The 26,513-nt window shown below is 37.2% G+C and carries 25 protein-coding genes and 2 pseudogenes; 11 read left to right on the plus strand and 16 right to left on the minus strand.

Annotated elements, in window-relative coordinates; translation table 11 throughout:
• Nucleotides 1–2 precede the first annotated feature (2 nt).
• Nucleotides 3–1,850: a translational GTPase TypA gene (typA, locus tag NSU17_RS03640; protein WP_340704302.1), complete on the minus strand. Its 1,848-nt coding sequence runs from the start codon at nt 1,848–1,850 to the stop codon at nt 3–5.
• Between the two features lie 126 nt (nt 1,851–1,976).
• On the opposite strand from typA, the gene NSU17_RS03645 reads away from it, so the two are divergent.
• Nucleotides 1,977–2,162: a DUF5325 family protein gene (locus NSU17_RS03645; protein ID WP_016837561.1), complete on the plus strand. Its 186-nt coding sequence runs from the start codon at nt 1,977–1,979 to the stop codon at nt 2,160–2,162.
• Between the two features lie 171 nt (nt 2,163–2,333).
• Here the strand turns inward: NSU17_RS03645 and NSU17_RS03650 are convergent, their stop codons facing one another.
• Both NSU17_RS03650 and NSU17_RS03655 read right to left on the minus strand, forming a co-directional pair.
• Nucleotides 2,334–3,125 (minus strand): inositol monophosphatase family protein, encoded by a 792-nt coding sequence (locus NSU17_RS03650; RefSeq protein ID WP_340704303.1) that lies wholly within the window; start codon nt 3,123–3,125, stop codon nt 2,334–2,336.
• A 339-nt stretch (nt 3,126–3,464) separates the two neighbouring features.
• Entirely contained in the window at nt 3,465–3,662 is a 198-nt protein-coding gene (locus NSU17_RS03655; protein WP_340704304.1) for a hypothetical protein, read from the minus strand.
• Between the two features lie 118 nt (nt 3,663–3,780).
• Here NSU17_RS03655 and NSU17_RS03660 point away from each other — a divergent pair, with 118 nt between their 5' ends.
• On the plus strand, nt 3,781–4,410 hold the full coding sequence (locus tag NSU17_RS03660; protein ID WP_340704305.1) for a YktB family protein: 630 nt from the start codon (nt 3,781–3,783) through the stop codon (nt 4,408–4,410).
• A 222-nt stretch (nt 4,411–4,632) separates the two neighbouring features.
• Here NSU17_RS03660 and NSU17_RS03665 read toward each other — a convergent pair whose 3' ends face one another.
• The gene (locus NSU17_RS03665) at nt 4,633–4,923 is read right to left on the minus strand and encodes a UPF0223 family protein (RefSeq protein WP_340704306.1); all 291 of its coding nucleotides are present in this window, start codon (nt 4,921–4,923) and stop codon (nt 4,633–4,635) included.
• Between the two features lie 24 nt (nt 4,924–4,947).
• The gene (locus NSU17_RS03670; RefSeq protein WP_340705476.1) at nt 4,948–5,907 is read right to left on the minus strand and encodes an NAD(P)H-dependent flavin oxidoreductase; all 960 of its coding nucleotides are present in this window, start codon (nt 5,905–5,907) and stop codon (nt 4,948–4,950) included.
• 145 nt (nt 5,908–6,052) lie between these two features.
• Between NSU17_RS03670 and NSU17_RS03675 the strand changes: the two genes are divergently transcribed.
• The gene (locus NSU17_RS03675; protein ID WP_340704307.1) at nt 6,053–7,522 is read left to right on the plus strand and encodes an aminotransferase class I/II-fold pyridoxal phosphate-dependent enzyme; all 1,470 of its coding nucleotides are present in this window, start codon (nt 6,053–6,055) and stop codon (nt 7,520–7,522) included.
• A gap of 47 nt (nt 7,523–7,569) precedes the next feature.
• On the opposite strand, the gene NSU17_RS03680 is transcribed toward NSU17_RS03675, so the two are convergent.
• The 8 genes from NSU17_RS03680 to pdhA form a co-directional block, all read right to left on the minus strand.
• Nucleotides 7,570–8,247 carry an LrgB family protein gene (locus tag NSU17_RS03680; protein ID WP_016837568.1) on the minus strand — a complete coding sequence of 226 codons (678 nt, stop codon included), beginning with the start codon at nt 8,245–8,247 and terminating at the stop codon, nt 7,570–7,572.
• Nucleotides 8,222–8,677 (minus strand): CidA/LrgA family protein, encoded by a 456-nt coding sequence (locus NSU17_RS03685; RefSeq protein ID WP_016837569.1) that lies wholly within the window; start codon nt 8,675–8,677, stop codon nt 8,222–8,224. Before NSU17_RS03685 ends, NSU17_RS03680 begins: the two co-directional genes overlap by 26 nt.
• A gap of 16 nt (nt 8,678–8,693) precedes the next feature.
• On the minus strand, nt 8,694–8,861 hold the full coding sequence (locus tag NSU17_RS03690) for a hypothetical protein (protein WP_340704308.1): 168 nt from the start codon (nt 8,859–8,861) through the stop codon (nt 8,694–8,696).
• Nucleotides 8,862–9,238: 377 nt separating this feature from the next.
• A complete protein-coding gene (locus NSU17_RS03695; protein ID WP_340704309.1) occupies nt 9,239–12,313 on the minus strand; it encodes an efflux RND transporter permease subunit in 3,075 nt (1,024 codons plus the stop codon).
• A 207-nt stretch (nt 12,314–12,520) separates the two neighbouring features.
• Nucleotides 12,521–13,933, minus strand: coding sequence for a dihydrolipoyl dehydrogenase (gene lpdA, locus NSU17_RS03700; RefSeq protein ID WP_016838298.1), 1,413 nt, complete (start codon nt 13,931–13,933; stop codon nt 12,521–12,523).
• A gap of 3 nt (nt 13,934–13,936) precedes the next feature.
• On the minus strand, nt 13,937–15,253 hold the full coding sequence (locus NSU17_RS03705; protein ID WP_096550558.1) for a dihydrolipoamide acetyltransferase family protein: 1,317 nt from the start codon (nt 15,251–15,253) through the stop codon (nt 13,937–13,939).
• Nucleotides 15,254–15,273: 20 nt separating this feature from the next.
• Entirely contained in the window at nt 15,274–16,251 is a 978-nt protein-coding gene (locus tag NSU17_RS03710; protein ID WP_016838296.1) for an alpha-ketoacid dehydrogenase subunit beta, read from the minus strand.
• 3 nt (nt 16,252–16,254) lie between these two features.
• Nucleotides 16,255–17,358, minus strand: coding sequence for a pyruvate dehydrogenase (acetyl-transferring) E1 component subunit alpha (pdhA, locus tag NSU17_RS03715; protein ID WP_340704310.1), 1,104 nt, complete (start codon nt 17,356–17,358; stop codon nt 16,255–16,257).
• A 376-nt stretch (nt 17,359–17,734) separates the two neighbouring features.
• On the opposite strand from pdhA, the gene def reads away from it, so the two are divergent.
• Nucleotides 17,735–18,289, plus strand: a complete 555-nt coding sequence (def, locus tag NSU17_RS03720) for a peptide deformylase (RefSeq protein ID WP_016838293.1) — start codon at nt 17,735–17,737, stop codon at nt 18,287–18,289.
• 115 nt (nt 18,290–18,404) lie between these two features.
• On the opposite strand, the pseudogene NSU17_RS03725 reads toward def, so the two are convergent.
• Nucleotides 18,405–18,986: pseudogene (locus NSU17_RS03725) on the minus strand (Cof-type HAD-IIB family hydrolase); the annotation flags it as partial.
• Nucleotides 18,987–19,118: 132 nt separating this feature from the next.
• Here NSU17_RS03725 and NSU17_RS03730 point away from each other — a divergent pair.
• A complete protein-coding gene (locus NSU17_RS03730; RefSeq protein WP_063210481.1) occupies nt 19,119–20,321 on the plus strand; it encodes a transposase in 1,203 nt (400 codons plus the stop codon).
• 143 nt (nt 20,322–20,464) lie between these two features.
• On the opposite strand, the pseudogene NSU17_RS03735 reads toward NSU17_RS03730, so the two are convergent.
• Nucleotides 20,465–20,653: pseudogene (locus tag NSU17_RS03735) on the minus strand (HAD hydrolase family protein); the annotation flags it as partial.
• A 447-nt stretch (nt 20,654–21,100) separates the two neighbouring features.
• Between NSU17_RS03735 and NSU17_RS03740 the strand changes: the two are divergent.
• The 6 genes from NSU17_RS03740 (at nt 21,101) to NSU17_RS03765 (ending at nt 25,048) form a co-directional block, all read left to right on the plus strand.
• Nucleotides 21,101–21,310, plus strand: coding sequence for a DNA-dependent RNA polymerase subunit epsilon (locus NSU17_RS03740; RefSeq protein WP_016838289.1), 210 nt, complete (start codon nt 21,101–21,103; stop codon nt 21,308–21,310).
• Nucleotides 21,311–21,315: 5 nt separating this feature from the next.
• Nucleotides 21,316–22,980, plus strand: coding sequence for a ribonuclease J1 (gene rnjA / locus NSU17_RS03745; RefSeq protein ID WP_340704311.1), 1,665 nt, complete (start codon nt 21,316–21,318; stop codon nt 22,978–22,980).
• 543 nt (nt 22,981–23,523) lie between these two features.
• Nucleotides 23,524–23,766 (plus strand): hypothetical protein, encoded by a 243-nt coding sequence (locus NSU17_RS03750; protein WP_340436878.1) that lies wholly within the window; start codon nt 23,524–23,526, stop codon nt 23,764–23,766.
• 9 nt (nt 23,767–23,775) lie between these two features.
• A complete protein-coding gene (locus NSU17_RS03755; RefSeq protein ID WP_331855257.1) occupies nt 23,776–23,946 on the plus strand; it encodes a methyltransferase domain-containing protein in 171 nt (56 codons plus the stop codon).
• Nucleotides 23,947–24,077: 131 nt separating this feature from the next.
• A complete protein-coding gene (locus tag NSU17_RS03760) occupies nt 24,078–24,290 on the plus strand; it encodes a hypothetical protein (protein WP_340704312.1) in 213 nt (70 codons plus the stop codon).
• Between the two features lie 98 nt (nt 24,291–24,388).
• Nucleotides 24,389–25,048, plus strand: a complete 660-nt coding sequence (locus NSU17_RS03765) for a potassium channel family protein (RefSeq protein ID WP_340704313.1) — start codon at nt 24,389–24,391, stop codon at nt 25,046–25,048.
• A gap of 990 nt (nt 25,049–26,038) precedes the next feature.
• Here NSU17_RS03765 and NSU17_RS03770 read toward each other — a convergent pair.
• A complete protein-coding gene (locus tag NSU17_RS03770) occupies nt 26,039–26,482 on the minus strand; it encodes a TlpA family protein disulfide reductase (protein WP_340436301.1) in 444 nt (147 codons plus the stop codon).
• Nucleotides 26,483–26,513 lie beyond the last annotated feature (31 nt).

The following is a 26,513-nucleotide window of genomic DNA, read 5'->3' on the forward strand; positions in this document are numbered from 1 at the left end:
AATTATACTTGTTCAGCGTATTTTTTCTTTTTCGCTACTTTTTCTCTTTCGTTTTTATCTAATATTTGTTTACGTAAACGAATCGATTCTGGTGTTACTTCTAAGTATTCATCATCGTTTAAAAATTCCAATGCTTCTTCCAACGTTAAAATGCGTGGCTTTTTAATCACTGCAGTTTGATCTTTTGTTGCGGAGCGGATATTTGTTTTTTGCTTTTGTTTTGTAATATTCACAGCAAGGTCATTATCTCGGTTATTTTCTCCAACAATCATGCCTTCGTAGATTTCTGTTCCGGGCTCTACAAATAGAGTACCACGATCTTCAATTTGCATCATCCCATAAGTCGTTGCTTTTCCTGTTTCCATTGAAACCAGCGCTCCATTATGGCGTCCGCCAACACGACCAGGAACAACCGGTTGATAGCTATCAAATGAATGGTTAATAATACCATATCCTTTTGTAATGGACATAAATTCCGTTGTATATCCAATTAGACCTCGAGAAGGCACCATGAAAATTAGACGTGTTTGTCCATTTCCGTTATTTGTCATATCCATCATTTCGCCTTTACGATGTCCTAATGATTCAATGACTGCACCCACGTATTCTTCAGGAACATCCACTTGTACTCGCTCAACTGGTTCACATTTGACACCATCGATTTCTTTAATGATTACTTGCGGTTTCGATACTTGTAATTCATATCCTTCACGGCGCATGTTTTCAATTAAAATTGATAAATGCAACTCCCCACGGCCAGAAACGATCCATGCATCTGGAGAATCCGTATCTTCCACTCGTAAAGAAACGTCTGTTTCTAATTGTTGTTTTAACCGTTCTTCTAGTTTACGAGCTGTCACAAATTTCCCTTCTCTACCTGCAAATGGAGAATTATTTACAAGGAAAGTCATTTGCAATGTTGGTTCATCAATGTGAAGCGGTGGCAATGCGTCTTGATGATCAATCGGACATACCGTTTCTCCGACGTTAATCTCTTCCATGCCTGACACTGCAACAATATCTCCAGCGCTCGCAGATTCAATTTCTTCTCGTTTCAATCCTGAATAACCTAATAATTTCGTAACGCGATATTGCTTTACACTGCCGTCTAATTTCATTAGTGCAACTGATTGGCCAACATGAATTTTTCCTCGGAATATACGGCCTACCCCAATTCGGCCTACGTAATCATTATAATCGAGCATCGTTACTTGGAACTGTAAAGGCTCTTCTGAATTATCAACTGGTGCTGGGATGTGATCTAAAATTGTATCAAATAAACATTGCATATTTTCTTCTTGATTTGCTGGGTCCGGATCAAGACTTGCTGTACCATTGACTGCAGAAGCATATACGACAGGGAAATCTAATTGATCTTCATCGGCACCTAATTCAATTAATAAATCTAATACTTCATCTACGACTTCAAGAGGGCGGGCAGAATCTTTATCAATTTTATTCACTACAACGATTGGCGTTAACTTTTGTTCTAATGCTTTTTTCAAAACGAAGCGAGTTTGAGGCATACATCCTTCAAACGCATCAACAACAAGTAAAACTCCGTCAACCATTCTTAAAATTCGCTCTACTTCGCCGCCGAAATCCGCGTGTCCTGGAGTATCTAAAATATTGATTTTTGTACCTTTATAGTGAACGGCTGTATTTTTTGCTAAAATAGTAATGCCGCGTTCACGCTCTATATCATTCGAGTCCATTACTCGTTCTTCTACATGTTCATTTATTCGAAAAGTCCCAGATTGTTTTAATAATTGATCCACTAATGTTGTTTTTCCGTGGTCAACGTGTGCGATGATTGCAATATTGCGAATATCTTCACGTAATTTCGTCATATTTCCACTCCAATTTCTTTGTTCATAAGATTAACTGTGTTATTATATCACAAGACCGTAAAAAATTGTCCTTTTCTGAAATATTACATTTTTTTAACATTCGGAACATTAAAGGGGGCGCTATTCATGAATAAAGCGAAAATCGTGATGTTTATATTTTCCTTAGCCGCACTTTTGTCAATGATCTCCATCGGTTATGCAATTGCTACGGAAAGCGTTGTAACAATCATTGCAAGTATCATTGCATTATGTGCTGTCATGGGACTTGGATTTCGCATGAAAAAAAAGTTTCGAGAAAAGGGGCTTTTATAAAATAAATGGCCTGACTAAAAAGTTTTACACTTTTTGGTCAGGCTTAACTATTTTTATAGTTCTTTCTCTGCTATGGTCACATCAATAGCGTTTCCTCGTGCGAATTTATCCACGACGAAAGCGATAGCGGCAGTCGTAATTAACGCTCATTCTTTTTGTTACCTCAATATCCTATTTTAATTCGATAAATTCATCTAACAACTTTTGATGAATGGATGGATTTGCAATTAAAAATGTATCATTGGACAATAAATTGAATGGTTCACCTTTTAAATTTGTTACAACGGCTCCTACCTCTTGTGCAATCACCATTCCTCCACCAATATCCCATGGCGCTAATCGCATTGATAGATAAGCATCAAGTTTCCCAGTAACAACTAAAGCGATTTCCATGGCAGCAGACCCATAAGATCGAGTTCCTCTAACCGTTCGAATGAGATTGGCGATTTTTTCATGATTGATTTTTCCATTTTGAATCACCCAACTTGAATTGATGCCAATAATCGCTTCTTCAATTGTCAAAGGTTCTAATTTGCGAATTGGATGATGGTCAATATACGCTCCTTCTCCTCGTATTGCATATATCAGCTCATTCCGCATGACGTCATATAAATATCCTAGCTTCCCTACTCCATCAACAAAAAAACCAACTGTAATCATGAAATTGCGATGTTGTTTAATAAAGTTCATTGTGCCATCAATCGGGTCAATAATCCAAATGGGGCCATCAAGTGTGTCGATTTTGTCGCCCAACCCTTCTTCTCCCATAATTTTATGGGATGGATCTAATTCTTTTATTTTCTTTACAAAACATTGCTCGATTTGACGATCAATATTTGTCACTAAGTCATTCGCATCTGTCTTCGTTTCTATAATCAATTCCTTCGAAAAGGATTCTCGTATTTGTTCGCCAGCATCATAAATCAATTTTATCGCAAATTCATTTATTTTTTGTAAATCCATTCCACTAACCCTACCTTCTTTATTAGCAATCGAATTCTTCTATTCTAGTATATTATTTACAAAATTCAGAAATTTACTTCGGATAAAATAAACGAAATATTCTAATACTTTAACATTTTAACATGAATTCTTCAAATGGACCCCTGTTTATTTTAGTTGTATATTTCATGTAAAGTCTTTATTTTTTTCATTTTCAAATTGTTATTATATACTTTTTGAGAAGGAAAGAGGGATAGCAGGGAGTAATTTTTTCAAAAATATTAAGGAGTTATATTTTCAAAATAAAAAATCACTTGCTCTACAAATGAAAGCAAGTGACTTTAATGGACGGGAAAATGTTTACGCATATGCGTGCAGACCATCTAGCTCATCCTGAATTTCTTTTAAACGTTTTTTACATCTTTCCATTTCTTTCGTATCGTTTTCCTGCATCGCGGAATATAAGGAAGCCAACTCATAATCTAATTCTAACCGTAAAACATGTTCATATTGCTTTTCAATATCGACTTTGCGGATGATCTTAACCATTTGTTTCATGAACATCACTTTCCTTTCCCAATTATTTTTTGTCAAAAGGATAAATGCTATTGTTACAAGATTTTTCCCAAAAAACGTGAAAAATAAACATTTGATTCAAAAAGGAGGAAAACAAATCATGGTCGATATAAAATGGACAAATTCCGATTTCAATGTCTTTACCATTGACGGCTTAGATCATCGGATGGATGCACTAAAAACCATCGTACGTCCAAAATTCGAAGCATTAGGTAACCATTTTGCCGGTTATTTCAGCGCTAAAACTGGAGATGAATTTTTTGCCCATATAGCAAAACATGCAAGAAGAACAGTCAATCCGCCTAACGATTCATGGGTAGCATTTGCACCTTACAAACGAGGTTACAAATCACTTCCTCATTTTCAAATTGGGCTTACGCACACCCATTTATTCATTATTGTTGCAGTTATTTATGAAGCCCCACAAAAATCTGCCATGGCAGATCGTCTATTAAATTCAATCGATGTTTTTTACGAATTGCCAGACGATTTTATTATTTCAGGGGATCATACATCTTTAGATGCTATTCCGCTAAAAGAAGCATTGAACGGTCAATTGAATGAACTTCTTATTCGTTTAAGAGACGTCAAAAAAGGAGAATTTTTAGTTGGGCGTCATATTCCTCGGGAACAATGCATAAATCTATCTTCGGAAGAGTTTTTAAAAGTCGCTGAAAATACTTTTGAAGCCCTTTTCCCAATTTACGAGATCATCGTTGGGAAAAATTAGGATTTCCAATCGGATATATTTACAGATATAATTTCCTATTTTGAGGAAAAGTCGATCTTCTGCTATATGTTGTATAATTAATATGCTCAGGACGACTTTAATCATTACATTTTTCTTCCGCTTTTTTTCATCAAATTCATTTATAAACTCCATTAATAATTCATATATTGATGTTTGGGAAAGGAAAAAAGGAGCGTAAATGACCGCTCCTTTTTGTTGTCTTTATCTTCGTTTTTTTTGTGATTCAAGTACAATTGTTTCCCCATTTTCTAGTTCTCTTGCCTGTTTCACTACCGGGTAACTAGCATATCCACTGACCTCTTCAAATTCACGAAATAGCGTTTTTTCTTCTGCTTTCGATGGAACGATTTCTTTAAAACGCCGATACTTTTCTAACATCACTTCTCTTTTAATGCCTTTTTCATATGCTTGTTCAATTCCTTCAAAAAATTTTACTACCGCGATAATTTCTTCCGTTGTCCAATCCGGCGAAATAGGATACGCATATTCCATTGACAGTACCTCTCTTTTTTCTCTTTATCTTCCCCACTTTAATCGGATTTCTTCCGCTTCCCGGATCATTCGATCAATCAGTTCTTTTACGGTTGGTACATCTTTTATTAAACCAGTTACTTGTCCTGCCCAACCGAATCCGTTCTTTGCATCTCCATCGTAAATGAAGCGTTTATTGGCCTTTCCGCTTATGTATTCTTTTAACGCTTCATAAGTAGGGTTTTCCTTTTCAATTTCCAAAATTTTTTCAGTAAATTCACTTTTTAATGCGCGAGCTGGTGTTCCTAATGAGCGTTTGATAACCGTAGTATCTGTTTCTGTACTGTTGATTAGCGCGTCGATATAGGCAGGTGATGCATGCACACACTCTTTTGTCGCAATGAATCGTGTCCCCATTTCGATTCCTTCTGCCCCAAGGGACAATGCTGCCATCAAACCACGACCATCGCCAATTCCCCCAGAAGCAATTACCGGGATTGAGACGCTATCTACTACTTGCGGAACAAGCACCATTGTCCCCACATCATCACGACCTAAATGCCCTCCACCTTCTTGTCCTACAACCATCACTGCGTCCGCACCAAGTTCTTCAGCTTTTTGTGCTTGACGGCGCGCCGCTACTAATACTAACTTTTTCACATCAACACCTTCAAGTAATTTGAACATCGGTGCTGGATTTCCTCCAGTCATCGATATAACGGGCACTTTTTCTTCAATGGCTACTTCCACCATTGGTTCATATCCTTTCCCGTAATTGCCAAAAGCAAAATTGACGCCGAAAGGTTTATCCGTTTTCTCTTTCGTTTTTCGAATTTCTTCTCTTAATTGTTCTGGGGTTTCTAAACTGAGAGCAGTAATTTGTCCAAGTCCACCAGCATTAGATACGGCTGCAGCTAAATCTGAGTATGCTAAATAAGCTAAGCCACCTTGTATGATTGGATATTGTATTCCTAATAATTTCGTTACTCTTGTATCCCAATTCAACATTTACATCCCCTTTTCATCATAATGATTTATATAGTTCTTCAATAAAACTTAATTTTCCTTTAATTTTTTATAGCATGTGTAGCCTATAGATGCTATAATTTCTTTGTTTTGAATATTAATTAAAAGCGAGGTGGTACCTGCGTTGTCACAGTTAGAAACTCCTTTGTTTGACGCATTGCTAAAACATCGAAACAGACATCCGATCCAATTCCATATTCCTGGACATAAAAAGGGACAAGGAATGGATCCTGCGTTTCGAGAATTCGTCGGAGACAACGTTTTATCAATTGATTTAATCAATATTGCTCCACTAGATGATTTACATTCACCAAAGGCTGCTATTAAAGAAGCTCAAGAACTTGCTGCACAAGCTTTTAGTGCTGATTATACATTTTTCTCTGTTCAAGGAACTAGTGGTGCTATCATGGCGATGATTATGTCTGTCGTCGGGCCAGGAGATAAAATTTTGGTACCACGAAATGTTCATAAATCAACAATGTCAGCGATTATTCTTTCAGGTGCTATTCCGATATTTATTTATCCTGAAGTGGATGAAGAATACGGTATCACCCATGGAATCTCAGCAGAATCCGTTGAAAAAGCAATCGAAACATATCCTGATGCAAAGGCTGTACTTGTCATTAATCCAACATATTTTGGTTTTGCTGCTGATTTAAAACGCATTGTGGATATTGCACATGCTTCAAATATACCGGTGATTGTCGATGAAGCCCATGGCATTCATTTAAAATTCCATGATGAACTACCACTCTCAGCAATGGAAGCCGGTGCAGACATGGCCGCAACAAGCGTACATAAGCTGGGAGGGTCTTTAACGCAAAGTTCTGTATTAAACGTTCGAGAAGGTCTTGTGAGCGTAAGTCGAGTTCAATCAGTGTTATCAATGTTGCAAACGACTTCAACTTCATATCCGCTATTAGCATCCCTCGACTGTGCTAGAAGACAATTAGCAGTTCATGGATATGATTTAATTGACCAAGCCATTCGCCTGGCAAAAGAAGCAAGAAAACGAATTAACAAAATTCCTCACTTAAAAGTTGCTGGAAGAGAAAAATTGCATTCTTCTGCTACATTCGATATGGATCAGACAAAATTGTTAATCAGCGTAAAAGATTTAGGAATTACAGGTCATCAAGCGGAGGAATGGCTTCGTCAAAATGCGAATATTGAGGTAGAGCTATCTGATCTATACAACATCCTTTGTCTTGTGACATTAGGCGATACAAAAAAAGAAATTAATTTGCTAATTAACGCGCTCCAACGTATGTCTCAAACCTTTGATTCTGAAGCTTGCGTGAAAGAAACAGAAGTCAATGTACCGGACATTCCTGCTCTTGCCATGACACCAAGAGATGCCTTTTATTCCAGTACAGAAGTAATTCCTTTTAAAGATTCCGCTGGTTATATTTGTGCTGAATTTATCATGGTATATCCTCCAGGCATTCCAATCTTTATTCCTGGAGAAGTCATTACAGAAGAAAATATTAAGTATATTCAAATGAATATTGAAGCAGGATTGCCGGTCCAAGGTCCAGAAGATGCGAGTCTAAAAACCATTCGGGTTATTAAAGAACGCAAACCGATATATTAGTATGCATTAAAAGATGAAAGCATTCTAGAATCTACTAGAATGCTTTTTTACATAAAAATATATGCAAATATTGGACATAAAATCGCACCAATTACCGCACTAAGCCCCAAAGATAATGAGCCAATCGACAAATCCAGTTCACTATAATCCACAAGTTTAGACGTTCCAACTCCGTGGCTTGCGCTTCCCATGGCAATTCCACGACTAATGGATGATTCAATTTTCCCAATGGAAAACACAACAGAACCAAGTAATGCTCCTGTAAATCCTGCAATCATTACCAATACGGCAGTAAGAGGTGGGATCCCGCCAATTGTTTCACTCACTTGCATTGCTACAGGTGTCGTAATGGATTTTGGTAAAGCTGTTAATATTAATTCTTTATCTAATTTAAAAATAACAAGCAAAGTATAAATACTAATTAAACCACTCACCATGGCTATCAATATACCAGATAGAATCGTATATTTATATTTCAACACCATTTCCCACTGATTGTATAAAGGATAAGCTAATGCCACAACTGCTGGACCCAGCAAATGTTGTAAATAACGTCCGCCTTCCATATACACTTCGTAAGGAATATTCAATAAAAGCAGTCCTGCAATAATAATAATCGACGAAGTTAAAATTGGCATGAAAAACTGATAAGGGAATCGTTTATGTAATTTCACCATTAATAAAAATATGATAACAGTGCTAATGATGGATATACTTGCTTGCATGATCCATTTCTCCCTTCTCCTTCTTCTCTTTCATTGCTAGCTCTTTTTTCTCAATCCATTGACAGATTAAACTTGTTGTGATTAGTACAAATAGTGTACTAACAATAACGGATGCCATTAATAATGAGCCAGACAAGGAGAAAAGCTCAGGATAATTAATTATGCCAATCATCGGTGGAATAAAGAACAACATCATAAAACCAATTAAAAAGGATGCACCATCTTTTATATAATCTACTTTTATCCATTTTAATTGCAAGCATATAAATAAAAGCACTAACCCTATAACACTAGCTGGCAATGGTAGTTTTGTTAAATTACCAATTAATACACCAGCATAATAAAAAATATACAGAATCAAAATTTGAGCGATTATCCGAACGACTCTCATAGAATCATTAGAAAAAGGAAATCCTTTTTCTAAACTCACCTCCGTATCCGTTATTTTATACCTGTGACAAAATAATGTCTATTCTTTTAAATTTATAAAAATCAAAACTATCTAAATATTGAAGATAAATTCCTAATTTATGAGGATGAATTCTCGAATAAACGGATAAATGCATTTTTACAATGAAGGAGCTGGCATCATTTTTTTGATGTAATTGCTCCATTAAATAAGAATCTCCTTCTTTTGTAGATAACACTCTAGCTTGTGCAGATTAATACTGCTCTAGTGCATAAAATTCCTCAACTTGTGTGGATGCAACACCTGCTCGTGCGGATAGATCAACCCTTTACATCTTTGTAGATAACTTATCTGCTTGTGTGGATACATTCGCAGCTCGTGCGGATAGATTCCCCACTTGTGTGAAAAGCTTCTATTCTTGTGTAGATAACCCCTCAACTCGTGCGGATAACCTTCAAGCTTGTGTGGTTAGCATATAATCTTGTGCGAGTTTCCCCACAATACGTTTCCTCCTCATTATATGGATAAACAGAAATGCTGTACGAAAGACATTGTATATTGGCTTTCGTACAGCTTTTTCATTTAATCTAACCGTATCGCTCTTCGATTTTTTCCAAGAAGTCTTGATAATGATTCGTATACAATTGGAACGATAAATAAAGTGAGAACTGTTGAACTAAATAAACCACCGATTACGGTAATGGCTAATCCTTTTGAAATTAAACCGCTTCCTTCTTCCTCAAATATAAGCGGAATTAATGCCCCCATCGTTGCAATAGCCGTCATCAATATCGGTCTTAATCGAGTGCTACCCGCCTCTAATATTGCTTCTCGCATCTTCATTCCGTCATATTCCATATGAACGATGCGGTCCACTAAAACAATCGCATTCGTTACAACAATTCCGATTAACATAAGAAGTCCCATCATAACTGAAACGGATATCGTTTCATCAAAAATCCATAGCAATCCTAAGGCTCCTATCACGGTAAAAGGTAAAGAAAATAAAATGGCAAATGGAGCGAGCCCTTCGCTGAACGTTACTACTAATATAAAATAAACAATCGCCACTGCCGCAAGACATGCAAGACCAAGTTTCACAAAAGCTTCTTCCATATCTTTTGTTACTCCTGCAGCTTCAATCTCAACGCCTTTTGGTAATTTTAATTTCTCAAGCCTTTCTTCCACTTCCGTAGAAGCTTTCGTAATGTCCTTACTTGTAATCGTACCAGAAACTGTTGCATAAAATTTCCCTTTACTTCGCGAAACTGTATTGGCAACCGTTCCTTTTTTCACTTCAACTATATCTCCAATTGTCACAACACTTCCTGTTGGAGTAGAGAGTGGAGTTTGCAACAACGCTTCAAAGTTTTGTGGTATGATTTTATCTTTGCGAATAATAACATTGACGTCTTCTCCATCTTTTTCAATCGTTGTTAATACTTGATCCGGCATATGAGGATTTAATAAATAAGCGATTTGTGCAGCTGATAAGTGATATTGCAAGAGGGTTTGTTGATTTACTTTCAATGTATATTCATCAAATCGTTCCGCCAGACTTGTCGAAACATCTTTTACATACTTTGAATCCTGCATTATATCTTCTATTTGCATAACAGCTTCTTCTAAATCAACTTGATCGTTGCCGTAAACTGTATAACTTAATTCGTTATTCGAGACGGACATATTGAAATTTTGATTTTTCCATTTACCAGAATGATCTAAATTGGCTAAGTAATTTTCAATCTCTTTTGTCACTTCATCAAAGTTTTCTGTTTCTTCATTAAAAATTAAGAACATTAAAGCTCCATTATTGCTGCCCATACCCATCATCATATTATCGCTTGAACCGATGGAAAGTTGAACAACCTCCACATCTTCTCTTGCCATCATTTCCTGTTCTACTTCAGACACATTTTGTAATATCGTATCTTCCGTTTCACCCGGCTCTGGTGTATAGGTGATATAAAGCATTTTTTGTTCTTCTGTTGGCAAAAAACTAAAGCCGAGAATAGGAATTAAACATAAGCTAGCAACAAGTAATAAAAAAGCAACAAATGAAGTAATCAGTTTATGATTTAATGTCCAATTTAAAAATTTCCTATAATATTTTGCCAACATGCTTTTGGTGGATCGATGCCCTGTAACTCTATTTTCCTTATATAATTTTTTCTTAAAAAGTGAATGTGAAAATGCTGGTACCACGGTAATTGCTACAAGCAAAGATGCGAGCAATGCAAAGGTTATTGTCAGTGCAAATGGAAGAAATAATTCCCCAATCATCCCTCCAACAAATACTAGTGGTAAAAATACTGCAATGGTAACCAATGTAGAAGATAATATTGGTTTAAACATTTCAATCGTTGCAGAGCTTATCAATGCTCGTCCATATAAAGGTTCGTTTCTTAAATGGAGCCTTCTGTAAATATTTTCAACGACCACAATCGAGTCATCAATAACCCTCCCAATTGCTATCGTCATCGCACCTAATGTCATCATATTTAACGTAATATCTAGAGAATACAAAATCATAAAAGCAATCAATAAAGATAATGGTATGGAAATTACAGAAATCAATGTTGATTTGATATCTCTTAAGAAGAATAAAATGACAACAATTGCTACCACTGCGCCAATAAAGGCTTTATTTAACATGGTTCTGACAGACTGTTCAATTGGTGCACCTTGGTCTAAAGTAACATCAATGATTAACCCTTGAACGGATGACGTTAATTCATTCGCTAACGCTTTCGCTTCCTTAACGACTTCCAGCGTATTGGCATCTTGCGCTTTAACAATTTGTAAAGTGATTGCCTCTCTACCATTCGTTCTTGATACAGACTCCACTTTCCCAACAAAATGAATAGTTGCAATTTCACCTAACGTAACAAAAGGATAAGGGTAAATCTGGGAAGGGGTAATTGGTATAACTATATTCTTTAATCCTTCAATTGTCGTCACTTTACCATCAATTACGATTGATTGCTCTTCATCCTGAAACGGAAATAATCCAAGAGGCACTCGGACGTTGCTCGATTGAATCATTTGTTTTACATTTTCCTCTGTTATCCCAAGAGAAGCCATTTTCTCTTCATTAAAATGTAACTCAATTTCATTTACATGTTGACCTGAAATCGAAACAGACGCCACACCATCAATTCCTTCAAATTTTGGTGCGACAATTTCTTCTACCGTCGTTGTAAGTTCTGCAATATCTTCTGTTTCACTTGAAATACTAAAAGCCAATATTGGAAATGCATTAATTGTTACTCGTGTAATATTTGGCTCCTCTGCATGATCTGGAAGTTTTATTTGTTCAATGGCTGACTTGATTTCCCGTTCGGCATTAACAAGGTCAATACCATACTCAAATTCAATTTGCACATTTGATAAATTGGCATAGGAATTAGAGTATACATTTAGAACTCCTTCTAAGTTTGCAACAACTTTCTCCAAAGGTTCTGAAATTTCTTCCATCACCTGTTTTGGAGTTGCTCCAGGATACACTGTCGTAACCGTAATAACTGGAATTGATATATCAGGAATAGTCTCCATATTCATTTTAGATGTAGAGTATATTCCTGTACCTAAGAAAATGAATGTTAGTAACCAGACAGCTAGTTTATTCCTTAGCACAAATCGAAGAATCCCATTCAATGGTCATTCACCTATCTTTGATGGTTAATTATTTATTTTTATTTTGTGCAATCTCATTTTTTCAATGCTGAAAATTCATCATTTTACGAGCTAGAGAATCAATTCATCATTTCCTATCAATTCGACCAGATATTTGCCAGCATAGAACGAGAAGCTTCAAAATAAAAAAAGCCCTTGTAATGAGTTACAAGGGCTCTAAACTAGTGATTATTTTGAAATAATGTGGATTGGGTTGCCAAGTAATACTTCCGCAGTTTCCATTGTGATTTCGCCTAAAGTTGGATGCGGGTGAATTGTAAGAGCGATGTCTTCAGCTGTCATACCGCCTTCGATTGCTAGGCAGATTTCAGAAATCATGTCAGAAGCACCAGCACCTACAATTTGTCCACCGATGATAAGGCCATCTTCTTTACGTGCAACAAGTTTCACAAAACCTTCTGTTTGATTTAATGCTAATGCACGACCGTTTGCTGCGAATGGGAATTTCGCAACAGTTACTTCGATACCTTCAGCTTTCGCTTGCTCTTCGCTATATCCAACAGATGCCATTTCTGGGTCTGTGAAGCAAACAGCTGGAATTGCTAAGTAGTCAACTACAGATTTATGTCCTGCAATTGCTTCAGCAGCAACTTTTCCTTCATAAGAAGCTTTGTGAGCAAGTTGTGGACCAGGAACAATATCACCGATTGCATAGATATTTGGAATATTTGTACGGCATTGTTTATCAACTTTAATTAATCCTCTTTCGCCAAACTCGATGCCGATTTGTTCAAGACCAAGTTCATCTGTATTTGGTCTGCGTCCAACTGTTACAAGTACGTAATCTGCTTCAACTTTCTTCTCTTCGCCGTTTACTTCATAAGTTACAATTACGCCATCTTTAGTTTCTTCTACACCTTTAGCAAGGGCGTTCACTTCAATTGTAACACCTTTTTTCTTCAGACCTTTTTTCACGATTTGAGTCATTTGTTTCTCAAATCCTGCTAAGATGTCGCTTGCACCTTCAAGGATTGTTACTTCAGTACCAAAGTTTGCATATGCTGTTCCTAATTCTGTACCGATGTATCCTCCACCGATTACAACTAATTTTTTAGGTAATTCTTTTAAGTTTAACGCACCAGTAGAGTTAATTACACGATCAGAATATTTGAATGTTGGGATTTCCACAGGACGAGAACCTGTTGCAATAATTGCATTTTTAAATTTATAAGTTTGAGCTTGGTCGCCATTTACAACGCGAACAGTATTTGCATCAACGAAATAAGCTTCACCTTTTACAACATCAATTTTATTTCCTTTTAATAGACCAGCTACTCCACCTGTAAGTTTTTTTACTACGCTGTCTTTGAAAGCTTGCACTTTTTCAAAATCAAGTTTTACATCAGAAGTAATAACACCCATATCATCTGAATGTTTTGCTTGTTCGTAGCGGTGAGCAACTGAAATTAACGCTTTTGATGGAATACATCCAACGTTTAAGCATACTCCGCCCACTTCATTTTTTTCAACAACTGTTACTTTTTGTCCAGTTTGTGCTGCACGAATTGCTGCAACATATCCACCAGGACCTGCTCCAACTACAAGAGTGTCGATTTCGATTGGAAAATCTCCTACTACCATTTGTTACGCCTCCATTAATAAAAGTTCAGGATCACTTAGTAAACGCTTCAAATAATTTAAAGCATTTTGAGCTAAAGCTCCATCGATCATACGATGATCAAAGCTCAATGATAATGCTAACATAGGTGCTGCTATAATTTCACCTTCTTTTATTATAGGCTTTTCTGAAATTCTTCCAAGTCCTAAAATTGCTATTTCTGGATGATTAATCACTGGTGTGAACCATTGGCCTCCAGCAGAGCCTATATTTGTGATGGACATTGAGCCGCCTTTCATCTCGTTTGGAGCAAGTTTTCCTTCACGCGCTTTTGTTGCTAAATCATTGATTTCGGACGCAATTGTAAAAATTGATTTTCTGTCCGCATGTTTGATAACTGGAACAAGCAACCCACGTTCAGTATCGGCAGCAATTCCAACATTATAATAATGTTTTTGAATAATTTCTTGTGTTGCATCGTCAAATGAACGATTAAATTCTGGGAATTCTCTCAACATTGCCACTAACGCTTTTACCACATAAGGTAAATATGTTAACTTGACGCCTTTTTCAGCCGCAACATCTTTGAATTTTTTGCGATGAGCGACTAAATTCGAAACATCTACTTCGTCCATTAAAGTTACATGAGGAGCCGTTTGTTTGGAATGAACCATTGCTTTTGCAATCGCTTTGCGAATTCCAGATATTTTTTCTCTCGTCTCTGGGAATTCACCTTCCAACACAGGAATTTGTGGAATTTCTGCAACCGCTTCTTGTTTTTCTTCCACAACTTTCGGCGCTTCTTGAACAGTTTGCCCGCCTTCCATATAACGAATGATATCCTCTTTTAAGATACGACCGTTTTTCCCTGTACCTTCCACTAATTGAATATCAACACCGTTCTCTCTAGCAAACTTGCGAACGGAAGGCATCGCGATTACACGTTTAGCAACTTCAATTTCAGAAGATAGTGGTACTTCCTTTGTTTCCTGTTGTTTCGTATCTTCTACTTTTCCATCTTCTGCTGTCGCTTGAACTTGCGCTTCAGTTTTAGATGAATCTTCCTCAACGTGCGCATCACCTTTAAATTGCATGTTTTCATAACCTGGTGCATCTAAGCGAATGAGCACATCTCCAACGACAGCTACACTGCCTTCATCGACTAAAATTTCTTCTACTTTACCTGCAACAGGAGAAGGAATTTCCACTACTGCTTTATCGTTTTGAATCTCACATAAAATATCGTCCTCATTTACCTCATCACCTGGTTTCACAAACCATTTTACGATTTCACCTTCGTGGATTCCTTCGCCGATATCTGGCATACGAAATTCAAACGCCATTACGTCCACCCTTTCATCAATTAGAATGTTAAAACTTTTTTCGCTGTTTCGATAATGTCTTTGTAATTAGGTAACCAAACATTTTCAGCTTGCGGGAACGGATAAATTGTATCTGGTGCTGCCACTCGAAGTACCGGAGCTTCTAAACTTAATACCGCTCTTTCCATGATTTCCGAAACGACATTTGCCGCGATTCCAGCTTGCTTTTGTGCTTCTTGAACAACAATTGCACGATTTGTTTTTTCTACAGAAGCAATGATTGTGTCAATATCAAGTGGTTGCACTGTGCGAAGGTCCACTACTTCTACAGAGTATCCTTCTTTCTCTAATTCTTCTGCAGCTTTTAAGCTTTCATGCACCATTAATCCGTAAGCGAAAATGGATAAATCTTTTCCTTCTCGTTTTACATCTGCTTTACCAATTGGAATTGTATAAGCTTCTTCAGGCACTTCTTGACGGAATGAACGATATAGTTTTAGATGCTCTAAAAAGATAACCGGATCATTATCGCGAATAGCTGAAATTAACAACCCTTTCGCATCATATGGCGTTGAAGGAATCACAACTTTTAAGCCCGGTTGTTGAGCCATTAATCCTTCTAAACTATCAGAGTGCATTTCAGGCGTGTGTACACCGCCTCCAAATGGTGAGCGAATCGTAATTGGCATATTAAACGTACCACCAGTGCGGAAACGATAACGAGCAATTTGTCCGCTAATGGAATCCATTACTTCATATACGAAACCGAAGAATTGAATTTCCGGAACTGGACGAAATCCTTGTAAAGCTAAACCGATTGCAAGACCACCGATTCCCGATTCAGCAAGAGGAGTATCGAATACCCGATCCACTCCAAATTCCTTTTGTAAACCTTCAGTTGCTCGGAATACCCCGCCGTTTACACCGACGTCTTCCCCGAACACTAACACATTTTCATCATTTTTCAATTCTGTGCGTAAAGCATCAGTAATCGCTTGAATCATCGTCATTTGTGCCATAGGTTACTTCGACTCCTTTGCTTTATAGATTTCGTATTGTTCTTTTAGATTGAAAGGCAGCTCCTCATGCATGATGGAGATTAAGTCAGTTACTGTTTGTTTTGGAGCTTGGTCCGCTAATTTAATCGCTTCTTTGATTTCTTCTTTCGCTCTTTCAATCACTTCTGTTTCTTTCTCTTCAGACCAGAGTCCTTTGCCTTCTAAATATTTACGGAAACGTACAATTGGGTCTTTTTTCGCCCATTCATTATCAATATCTTCTGTACGATAACGCGTTGGATCGTCCCCTGACATTGTATGCGGTCCGTAACGGTAACAAATTGTTTCAATTAATGTCGGACCTTCACCAGCTACAGCACGCTCACGTGCATCTTTTGTTGCTACATAAACAGCTAATGGATCCATTCCATCTACTTGAACACATGGAATACCTGCTGCAATTCCTTTTTGTGCAAGTGTTTTTGCAGCTGTTTGTATGTCACGAGGAGTAGAAATCGCATATTGGTTATTTTGAATAAAGAAGATTGCTGGCGCTTTGAATGCCCCTGCAAAGTTGATACCTTCATAGAAGTCACCTTGAGATGAACCACCGTCACCTGTATATGTTACTGCTACATTCTTTCCGCCGCGCTTCTTAATTCCTAAAGCAACCCCAGCTGCTTGAATGTATTGGGCACCAATAATAATTTGAGGAGGTAAAATATTTACACCTTCAGGAATTTGGTTTCCAATGAAATGTCCACGGCTAAATAAAAATGCTTTCCATAACGGTAAGCCATGCCAAACGATTTGAGGAACATCTCTGTAACCTGGTAAAATCCAATCATCTTTTTCCAATGCAAAGTGGGAAGCTAATTGGGAAGCTTCTTGTCCTGCAGTTGGCGCATAGAATCCAAGTCGTCCTTGTCGATTTAGAGAAATAGAACGCTGGTCTAAAACTCTTGTGTAAACCATGCGAGTCATCAGTTCTACCAATTCTTCATCAGACAATTTTGGTTCATACTCTGGGTTCACAACTTCTCCGTTTTCATTTAAAATTTGAAACATTTCAAATTTGCTTTCAACATCTTGTAATACACCTTTTGGATCAAAAACTTTCCCACTCATAAAACACCTCTCCTTTATCTGTATCATTTTTTATAACCCGAAAATTGATACAACCTTCAATTTACTACAGTATATATTACATAATAAAATCGGTCAATCGTTGTTTTTTCTTTTTAATTCAAAATTATGCTAGTTGTTTGAATTTAACACAAAAACATTCTGTTATACCACAAAACAAACTTGTATTATAACAGTTTATTTTTTTGACAAAATTAATATGATATGCTCATAAAATAATCCGTTGTACGAAATTCATTATCGCCTATAAATGACATATAATATTCATTGAAACATCTATTAGAAAAAGAAATTGACATATGGTATTTTTAAATAGAAAAACCTTCATTTTGATAGAGAAATTGAAAGGAAGTAAAATATGATTTTAATGAAAGATATTGTCCGTGAAGGTCACCCTGCTTTAAGAACGAAAGCAGAAGAGATGAAATTCCCGTTATCAGATGAAGAGCGTAAATTAGCAGAGGATATGTTGCAGTTTTTAAAAAATAGCCAAGACCCGGAAATAGCAGAAAAATATGAATTGCGTTCTGGAATAGGGCTTGCAGCAAACCAAGTAAATTGTTTAAAAAGAATGTTTGCCCTTCATATTGAAGAAGAAAATGGAGAAACACTCAGCTTTGTCGCAATCAACCCAAAAATCGTCAGCCATTCTGTAGAAAAAACGTACTTACCTAATGGTGAGGGCTGCTTATCCGTTGACCGCAATGTTCCTGGGTATGTTCCTCGATATGCACGGATTACGGTAAAATTCTTCACTGTTGATGGCGAAGAGAAAAAAATGCGTTTAAAAGGTCTTCCAGCGATATGTTTTCAACACGAATTGGACCATTTAAACGGGATTATGTTTTATGATCATATTAATAAAGAAGATCCATTTGCTCCTATTCCAGATGCTTTTCCTTTTGAAGGTTAATAAGCATAAAAAAGAAAACCCTAAAAGCACCAATTTTGTCTTCAGTGCTTTTGGGGTTTCTACTTGTATGAGACAAATGCCGAGACTTCGAAAAGTCATCATGCATATAAATAGATTAGATGATTTCTAATTTTTTCATCACTTTCGCAAGCCCATCATTGTCAACATGTTCACCTACAACATCAGCTACTTCTTTTACTTGTTCTTTGGCATTACCCATTGCTACCCCTACACCAACTGCTTGAAGCATTTCAATGTCGTTTAATCCATCACCAAAAGCAATGGCATTTTCAATGGGAATATTCATTTTTTCCAATACTTTTTTAATCCCTCTCGCTTTTGAACCGTCTTTTGGAAGGATATCGCAAGAGTACGGATGCCAGCGAACAAATTTAACATTTGAAAATGTTTCGTGATAAATCGCTTCCTCTTCTTCTTCCATAAAAATAAGTGTTTGATAGACAGCATTTTCTTTATAAAAATGAGGATTAATTTCGGGATACGGGTAGCGTAACGATAGTAAACTTTGTTCGATTTTTTTGTTTCCTTCTGTTGTAGCAATCATTTTTTCGTCATCAATAAATACAACAGGATGATTGCGCATAGATCCGAATTCAATGATTTCCGTTAAATCGTCTTGTGGAACACTATCTGTAAAAATCACTTCATTTTTATAAACAACATATTGTCCATTAAAAGTTGAGCATTTTGCATATTTTTTGACCCAAGAGCCATAAGGATTTCAAAGACATAAAAAAGGACTTCACCCCTAAAATGTAGAATTTTTGAAGTGACGAAACAACAAAAAATTCAAAAGGAGGAAGTCACTTTGTATATTCTACAAGAAAGCCTATTTTCCTTTGAAGAACTGCAAAAATTAGAGTCAAAAGAGAAATTACCTATCTTTTTTAGCTCGCTTGATTTACGCCCTTATGCTAAACAGTTGAGAAGTTCTTCACCCCGAGGGGCTGACGGTCATTCCAGAGAAGGGATTCTAAGGGCTCTCATCGCTGCCCCACTCGAAGGCATCGACACCTTTACCGCCCTTCATCATCGATTGGATAAAGACCTTCGTTTCCGTTATCAATGCGGTTTATCGATTGATCGCCCCGCACCGTCTATCTCCACTCTCAGCCGGGTTTTTGCAGCACTTACCAAAAAAAAGCTGGCTGAAAAGATCTTCCTTGACTTGGTACAGTTAGCTCAGGAGGAAGGAATAATTGACGGCAGCCACCAGGCCATCGACAGTGCCGCCATTGATGCCTATGAAAAGAAACAGCCCAAAAAGCGTAGTGAACAAACGGGTAATGCCAATTGGGGCGCAAAATATGATTCCTTCGGCAATAAAATTACCTGGTTTGGCTATAAGATGCATCTTTCAGTCGATACCGCAAGCGAACTGCCAATGGCCATAAAAGTAACCCCTGCCCATGTGAACGATGGAGAAGTCGCACCAGAATTAATCGAGCAAGTGGCAGAGCGTACCAAATCCAAAATTGAATTTCTGATCATGGATGGCGGATATGACCAACTAAAAAACTATGAATCAGCCAAAAACATTGGAGCGCAAGCCATTATCCCGCTCAATTTGCGCAACGAAAAAGAGCCTCCTGAAGGGATTTCTTCCAATGGAACTCCGCGTTGTTCCATGGGTTATGAAATGACTTATTGGGGAGCTGATAAGGACCAGCTCAAGTTCAGATGTCCTCACGCAACCGGCAAAGTGGATTGCCCATTAGGAATGGCAGCCTGTTCATCTTCCAACTATGGAATGGTGGTAAAAGTCGACATCAAAAAGGATGTGCGCCGATATTCCAATCCGCACCGTGATACAAAACGTTGGAAAGAGCTTTACAACGAGAGGACAAGTGTAGAACGCTGTAATTCAAGAATGAAAAGCTACCTTACGGCGAACTCCCTACATGTATGGGGAATTGAAAAAGTAAAGACCCATATTTACCTGAACGCTATTGTATTACTTGTTTCAGCGCTAGCGATGGCAAAGGAAAATAAAGGGAAGAAAGCCGCTTAAAAAAATTCAATATGAAAAATTCTGTAGGTATGCCCAAAAACAGGATTATTGTAATATTTTGTAAAATAACATGCTGGTAGCTATTTGTCGAGTGCTTTATTTTTTATACTTTTATCCAAAAAATCTAATTTTGCAAAATGCTCAGTTATAAAAGTATCAATCTCTAACTCTTTTAAAATCGATTGAATCATAAAAGGAGCTCGACCTGTAGCAATGGCAATTTCATAACCGTTCCTCTTTGCTTGATAAATTGCATCCTTCGCAGATGGAGGCAATCTTTTCTTACTATTATAAAGTGTACCATCTACATCAAAAAACAGAACCTTCTTCATTGTCACTAACCCTTCTAATGCATATTTATATGTAAATGAAAAATACTTTACATATATATAATTCTACCTTATACTTTAAACTAAGGAGTGATGTGCCATGTTAAAAAGACTCAAAAAGAAACTTTTGAAGCGTCTTAATGGCATCCTCGGTAAAAAATCAATCGCTTAAGCCCTTCAAAAACGGAGGGCTTTTCTTTATTTTAAAAGATTCACATGATAATATAAAGGAAATGCATTTTATTTCGCCATGTTACAAATTTGAAATTTTGGTATATAATGAATATTTCTTAATAAATTTTGTCACTTTAACTAATAGGCCACTTCATGCAGATGGTTGTGAAGATATAAACCATTTGCGTTAATATAATAAATACCAATTGATTATATTCGTAAAAAGTGGAAAAATAATAAATGCAAAAAATGTTCGGTTAAAGAGGGAGAGAAAAGATGATTTACAAAGTGTATTATCAAGAAAATCCAGATGAAGTACCAGTTCGCGAAAATACGAAAAGCCTCTATCTAGAAGCTAATTCAGAACGAGAAGTCCGCGAATATTTAAAAGATCGCCACATTTTGATTGAATATATTCAACTACTTGAGGGCAATTATTTAGAATATGAAAAAAATAGCCCGAATTTCCGTTTGGAGAATGCGTAGTCTATATGAAATTTGTAAAAAATGATCAAACTGCCGTTTTTGCTCTTGGCGGACTGGGTGAAATCGGCAAAAATACTTATGGAGTTCAATTTCAAGATGAAATCATTATCATCGATGCAGGGATTAAATTCCCTGAAGATGATTTGCTAGGAATCGATTATGTAATTCCTGACTACACTTATTTAGTACGAAACGCCGATAAAATTAAAGGTCTTTTTATTACTCATGGCCATGAAGACCACATCGGTGGAATACCATATTTATTGCGCCAAGTAAATGTACCTGTGTACGGTGGAAAACTTGCCCTTGGACTTTTGCGCAATAAATTAGAAGAACATGGTTTACTACGTCAAACGAAACTGATTGAGATTAAAGAAGACGATGTCATTAAATTCCGAAAAACATCTGTTAGTTTTTTTAGAACAACACATAGTATTCCAGACGCATTTGGAATCGTTGTAAAAACACCGCCTGGAAATATCGTTCATACTGGTGACTTTAAATTTGATTTTACACCAGTGGGTGAACCAGCCAACTTAACGAAAATGGCAGAAATTGGACGCGATGGCGTGCTTTGTTTATTATCAGACAGCACAAACGCAGAAGTACCTAACTTTACAATGTCAGAACGAAAAGTTGGTGAAAGCATCCACGATATTTTCCGTAAAGTTGAAGGACGTATTATTTTTGCAACGTTCGCTTCCAATATCCATCGTCTTCAACAAGTAACAGATGCAGCTGCTCAATATGGAAGAAAAATTGCAGTTTTCGGACGATCGATGGATAATGCTATTTCCATCGGTCGAGAATTAGGATACATTACTGCACCAAAAGAAACGTTTGTTGACGCTCAAACAATCAATCGCCTACCAGCAAATGAAGTAATGATTTTGTGTACAGGCTCTCAAGGCGAACCAATGGCGGCTTTATCGCGAATTGCTAATGGTACACACCGTCAAATTCAAATTCAGCCAGGAGATACAGTTGTATTCTCCTCTTCGCCTATTCCTGGCAATACGATTAGCGTCAATAAAATTATTAACTTATTATACCGTGCTGGTGCAGAAGTCATTCATGGATCCATTAACAATATTCATACTTCAGGTCACGGTTCTCAAGAAGAACAAAAATTAATGCTTCGCCTAATGAAACCAAAATTCTTCATGCCAATTCACGGTGAATATCGCATGTTAAAAATGCATACGAAACTTGCTATTGATTGCGATGTACCGGCTGAGAATACTTTTGTAATGGAAAATGGAGATGTACTTGCACTAAGCTCAAACGAAGCATACATTGCAGGACGCATCCCTTCTGGCGATGTTTACATTGATGGAAGCGGTATTGGTGATATCGGAAATATCGTGTTGCGCGATCGCCGAATTCTTTCCGAAGAAGGATTGGTCATTGTTGTTGTTAGCGTAGATATGAAACAACAAAAAATTGTAGCAGGTCCTGATATTATTTCTAGAGGTTTTGTTTATATGCGTGAATCTGCTACATTAATTACCGAAGCACAGAAAATGCTTGCAGATCATTTAGCAGAAATGATTCAAGAAAAATCTCAATGGACAGAATTAAAAAATGAGATTACGGATATTTTATCCCCATATTTATTTGAAAAAACTAAACGCAGACCAATGATTTTACCAATCATTATGGAAGTATAAAAATCTGAGGCTGTCTAGAAAAATTAACCTTCTAGACAGCCTTATTTCTTCGATTCATGTTGTCATTCAATTTTATATATTGCTAACTCGCTTCCTTCTTTCTTTATCAATTGACTATTATGTCGGCTATTTTGACTATTATCCTCTCGTGAATGACTATTATCTGCGGAAGTTTGACTATTATCTCCCTTTGCTCTCGGCTTTTTTTATCGGTTGGCTATTATGTTTGCTCCTTTGACTATTATCCTCTCGTGAATGACTATTATCTTCGGAAGTTTGGCTATTATCTCCCTTTGCTCTCGTCTTTTTTTATCGATTGGCTATTATGTTCACTACTTTGACTATTATCCTCTCGTGAATGACTATTATCTGCGGAAGTTTGACTATTATCTCCCATCACAAATTTTTTTATCGCTTGACTATTATCTCCACAAGTTAACCTTTAAGAAAATAAATAAATGTTATAAACATAATTCATAATTTTCATTTTTTATTTTGGGTTACAACTTGTACAATGTCTCTAAAACAAAAAGAGGAATGTTTATGTCTACTATTCAGAAAGATCATTGGAATCCCGTACTTTATGATGAACAGCATTCTTTTGTATCAAAATTTGGGAGCAGTTTAATTGATTATTTAGCTCCGAAAAAGGGGGGAAAACATTCTAGATGTTGGTTGTGGTTCAGGAGATTTAGCTCAAAAATTGCAAATACCGGAGTAAGTGTTATAGGAATTGATTTAAGTGAAAACATGATTGCAAAGGAAAAGAGAAATATCCTTACCTGACCTTTTTTGGTGAGAGATATTACAAAACTGGATTATCATAATGAGTTTGATACTCTTTTTTCAAATGCCACATTACACTGGATCAATGAACCAGAAAAAGCGCTTACAAATATTTTCAAAAGTTTAAAAAAGGAGGAAGATTTATCGCTGAGTTTGGTGGGAAAGGTAATGTCCAAATGATTACTCAAGAAATCATCAATCAAATCAAAAGTGCAGGAATAGAAAAAGAAATTTCTTTTCCTTGGTACTTCCCGAGCACTGGAGAATATAGCACATTAATGGAATAAATGGGTTTTCAGGTTGCATTTGCCATGCATTTTGATCGACCTACACCACTAGAAGGAGAAGAAGGACTAAGAAATTGGATTATCATGTTCTGCAGTGAACTATTTGAGGGAATGAAAGAAGAAAGTAAGCATGCAATCATTGAGAACGTGGAAAAAGGTTTAAAGCCTTCACTTTGTGAAAATGGTGTTTGGTTTGCTAATTATAAACGTATACGTGTCATCGAAGTAAAAGGGTAACCATATGGAAACAACTAAAAAATAACCTTTTCCTCTATTTGTGGATTTCGAAATAATAAGCTAAAATAATGTCATCGATGCATGTACGGAGGTAACAAATGAGAAAAGACTTTGTAGTTATTGGATTGGGACGATTTGGAGGAAGTGTCTGCCGGGAATTAGTTCGACTTGGAGCAGATGTGATGGCAATTGACTCTTCATCTGATAGAGTGGAAGAATTTTCTAAAATTGCTACCCATGCGGTGATTGCAGATTCCACAGATGAAGAAGCATTAAAATCACTCGGTATCCAAAACTTTGAACATGTGATTGTGGCCATTGGAGACGATATTCAAGCAAGCATACTCACGACATTAATTATAAAAGAATTAGGTGTACCCCAAGTTACTGTGAAAGCGCAAAACGATTATCACGCAAAAGTATTACAAAAAATAGGGGCGGATTTAATCGTACACCCAGAACGGGATATGGGTATTCGCATTGCCAATAACATAATGTCGTCCAATGTCCTTGATTATTTAGAATTATCCGATGAGCACTCCATTATGGAAATTAAATCAAACCATCGCATTGCTGGATATTCTATTAAAGATTTAGATATTCGTGCGAATTACGGAATTAACATTATCGGGATTAAACGAGGGGAACAAATCATCATTTCTCCTAGTGCCGATGAAAAAATATTATTAGACGATATATTGCTTGTCATCGGAGCTGTAGTGGATATTAACCGCTTCGTCAATCGGGCGATGACATAATAAGTGATATATTTCATGAAGCCTTGATGAAGCTTTTCTTTCCAAAAAACAATTCTTTTGAAACAATCATGATACAAATCGAGTAGGAGGGAGCGATTAGCTCCCGTCCTCTCACACCACCGTACGTACGGTTCCGTATACGGCGGTTCAATTAAGATGATTGACGCAAGTCTTTATATAACTTCCGTGAATAGCTGTTCTCTTTATGCCAGTGGTCACTCCACCCTCCAAGAGGTCCCCCACGGGATTCACCGCTTCCTTCCTCAAGTGAGGTACTACGTTTTCTGTGTTCATCATGACTCACTGAATGCCAAGGGCTATTCTCTCTTAATTGTTCGGTCCTTCTTAGTAGTTCTAAACCAACTAATACTATGACCTTTGCTGACTTCTGACGGTTCAGCTACTTATCACTAAGTAGGTTATGAAGCGTACTTCACATATCCGCCAGACCTCCCCGGGTAAGTACATGCACTTTCACACCATCTATCCGCCTCATTTACTCGATATGACCTTCGACAGAAAGAGCTTTGTTTTGTTTTGCAAACTCACTCAATCATACCTAGCCTTATATGAGGTTCGTGTTCCTCGGACCGGTGTTTTGCCTCCAGCTTCCTTCAGATTCCGCGTCACCACGGACACCCTTTCGTTGAGCTAACCTCTACTTCTGTCTTCGGGGTTCGGGACTTACACCCTATCGTTCATGTACATGCCGGGCGCACAAAAAGCTGGGGGCGGCTGTCGCACATGCTTAGCCGCAGATACATTGCGGCTGTCGCTAGAGCTTTCGGCGCAGATACATTGCGTCTGTCCCTAGTGCTTTCACCGCAGATAAATTAAGGCTGTCGCACATGCTTAGCCGCGGCTAAATTGCGACGAGGAGGCGCGTTTGACGTGACCACCGCAGGAGCAAAGTTTTTAAGAGAATATTACTATAAGAAGTAAGGCTGTTCAGAAAGTGTTCGACTTTCTGAACAGCCTCAACTTTTCCTTTTATTTTCCCTCTATAATCCTGTTTACCCGCTGTTCTAACATGTTCATTCCTTTTCCACCAGCTTGATAGTGCCGCAAAAAACCGGAGCGGTCAAACAAATAATAGGAAGGCACATATTCATTTTCAAATAAATCCGATAATACTAAATCATTATCTACAAATATAGGCTGTGTCATATTTAACTTTTCCGCTACTTGTTTAATTGTTTCGATATCCGTATCTTCTTTTGAACGAGGCATATGCACTGCTACGACACTCAAGTAATCTTTATACTTTTCTCGAAATCGATTAAAATCGGGCATAGCTTCTTTGCATAAATAGCAGCTGACTGACCAAAAGTGGATTAACGTGAGTTTTTCCCCTAATAATTCTTCTTTTCGCACTTTCCCATTAATCCATATTGTTGCACCATCCAATTCTGGTAATGGTGAACGCAATTTCATCAACTTTCCCCCTTAAAGATATCTCTCATGC

It is taken from the genome of Ureibacillus sp. FSL K6-2830 (assembly GCF_038004145.1).
GTDB lineage: Bacteria > Bacillota > Bacilli > Bacillales_A > Planococcaceae > Ureibacillus > Ureibacillus thermosphaericus.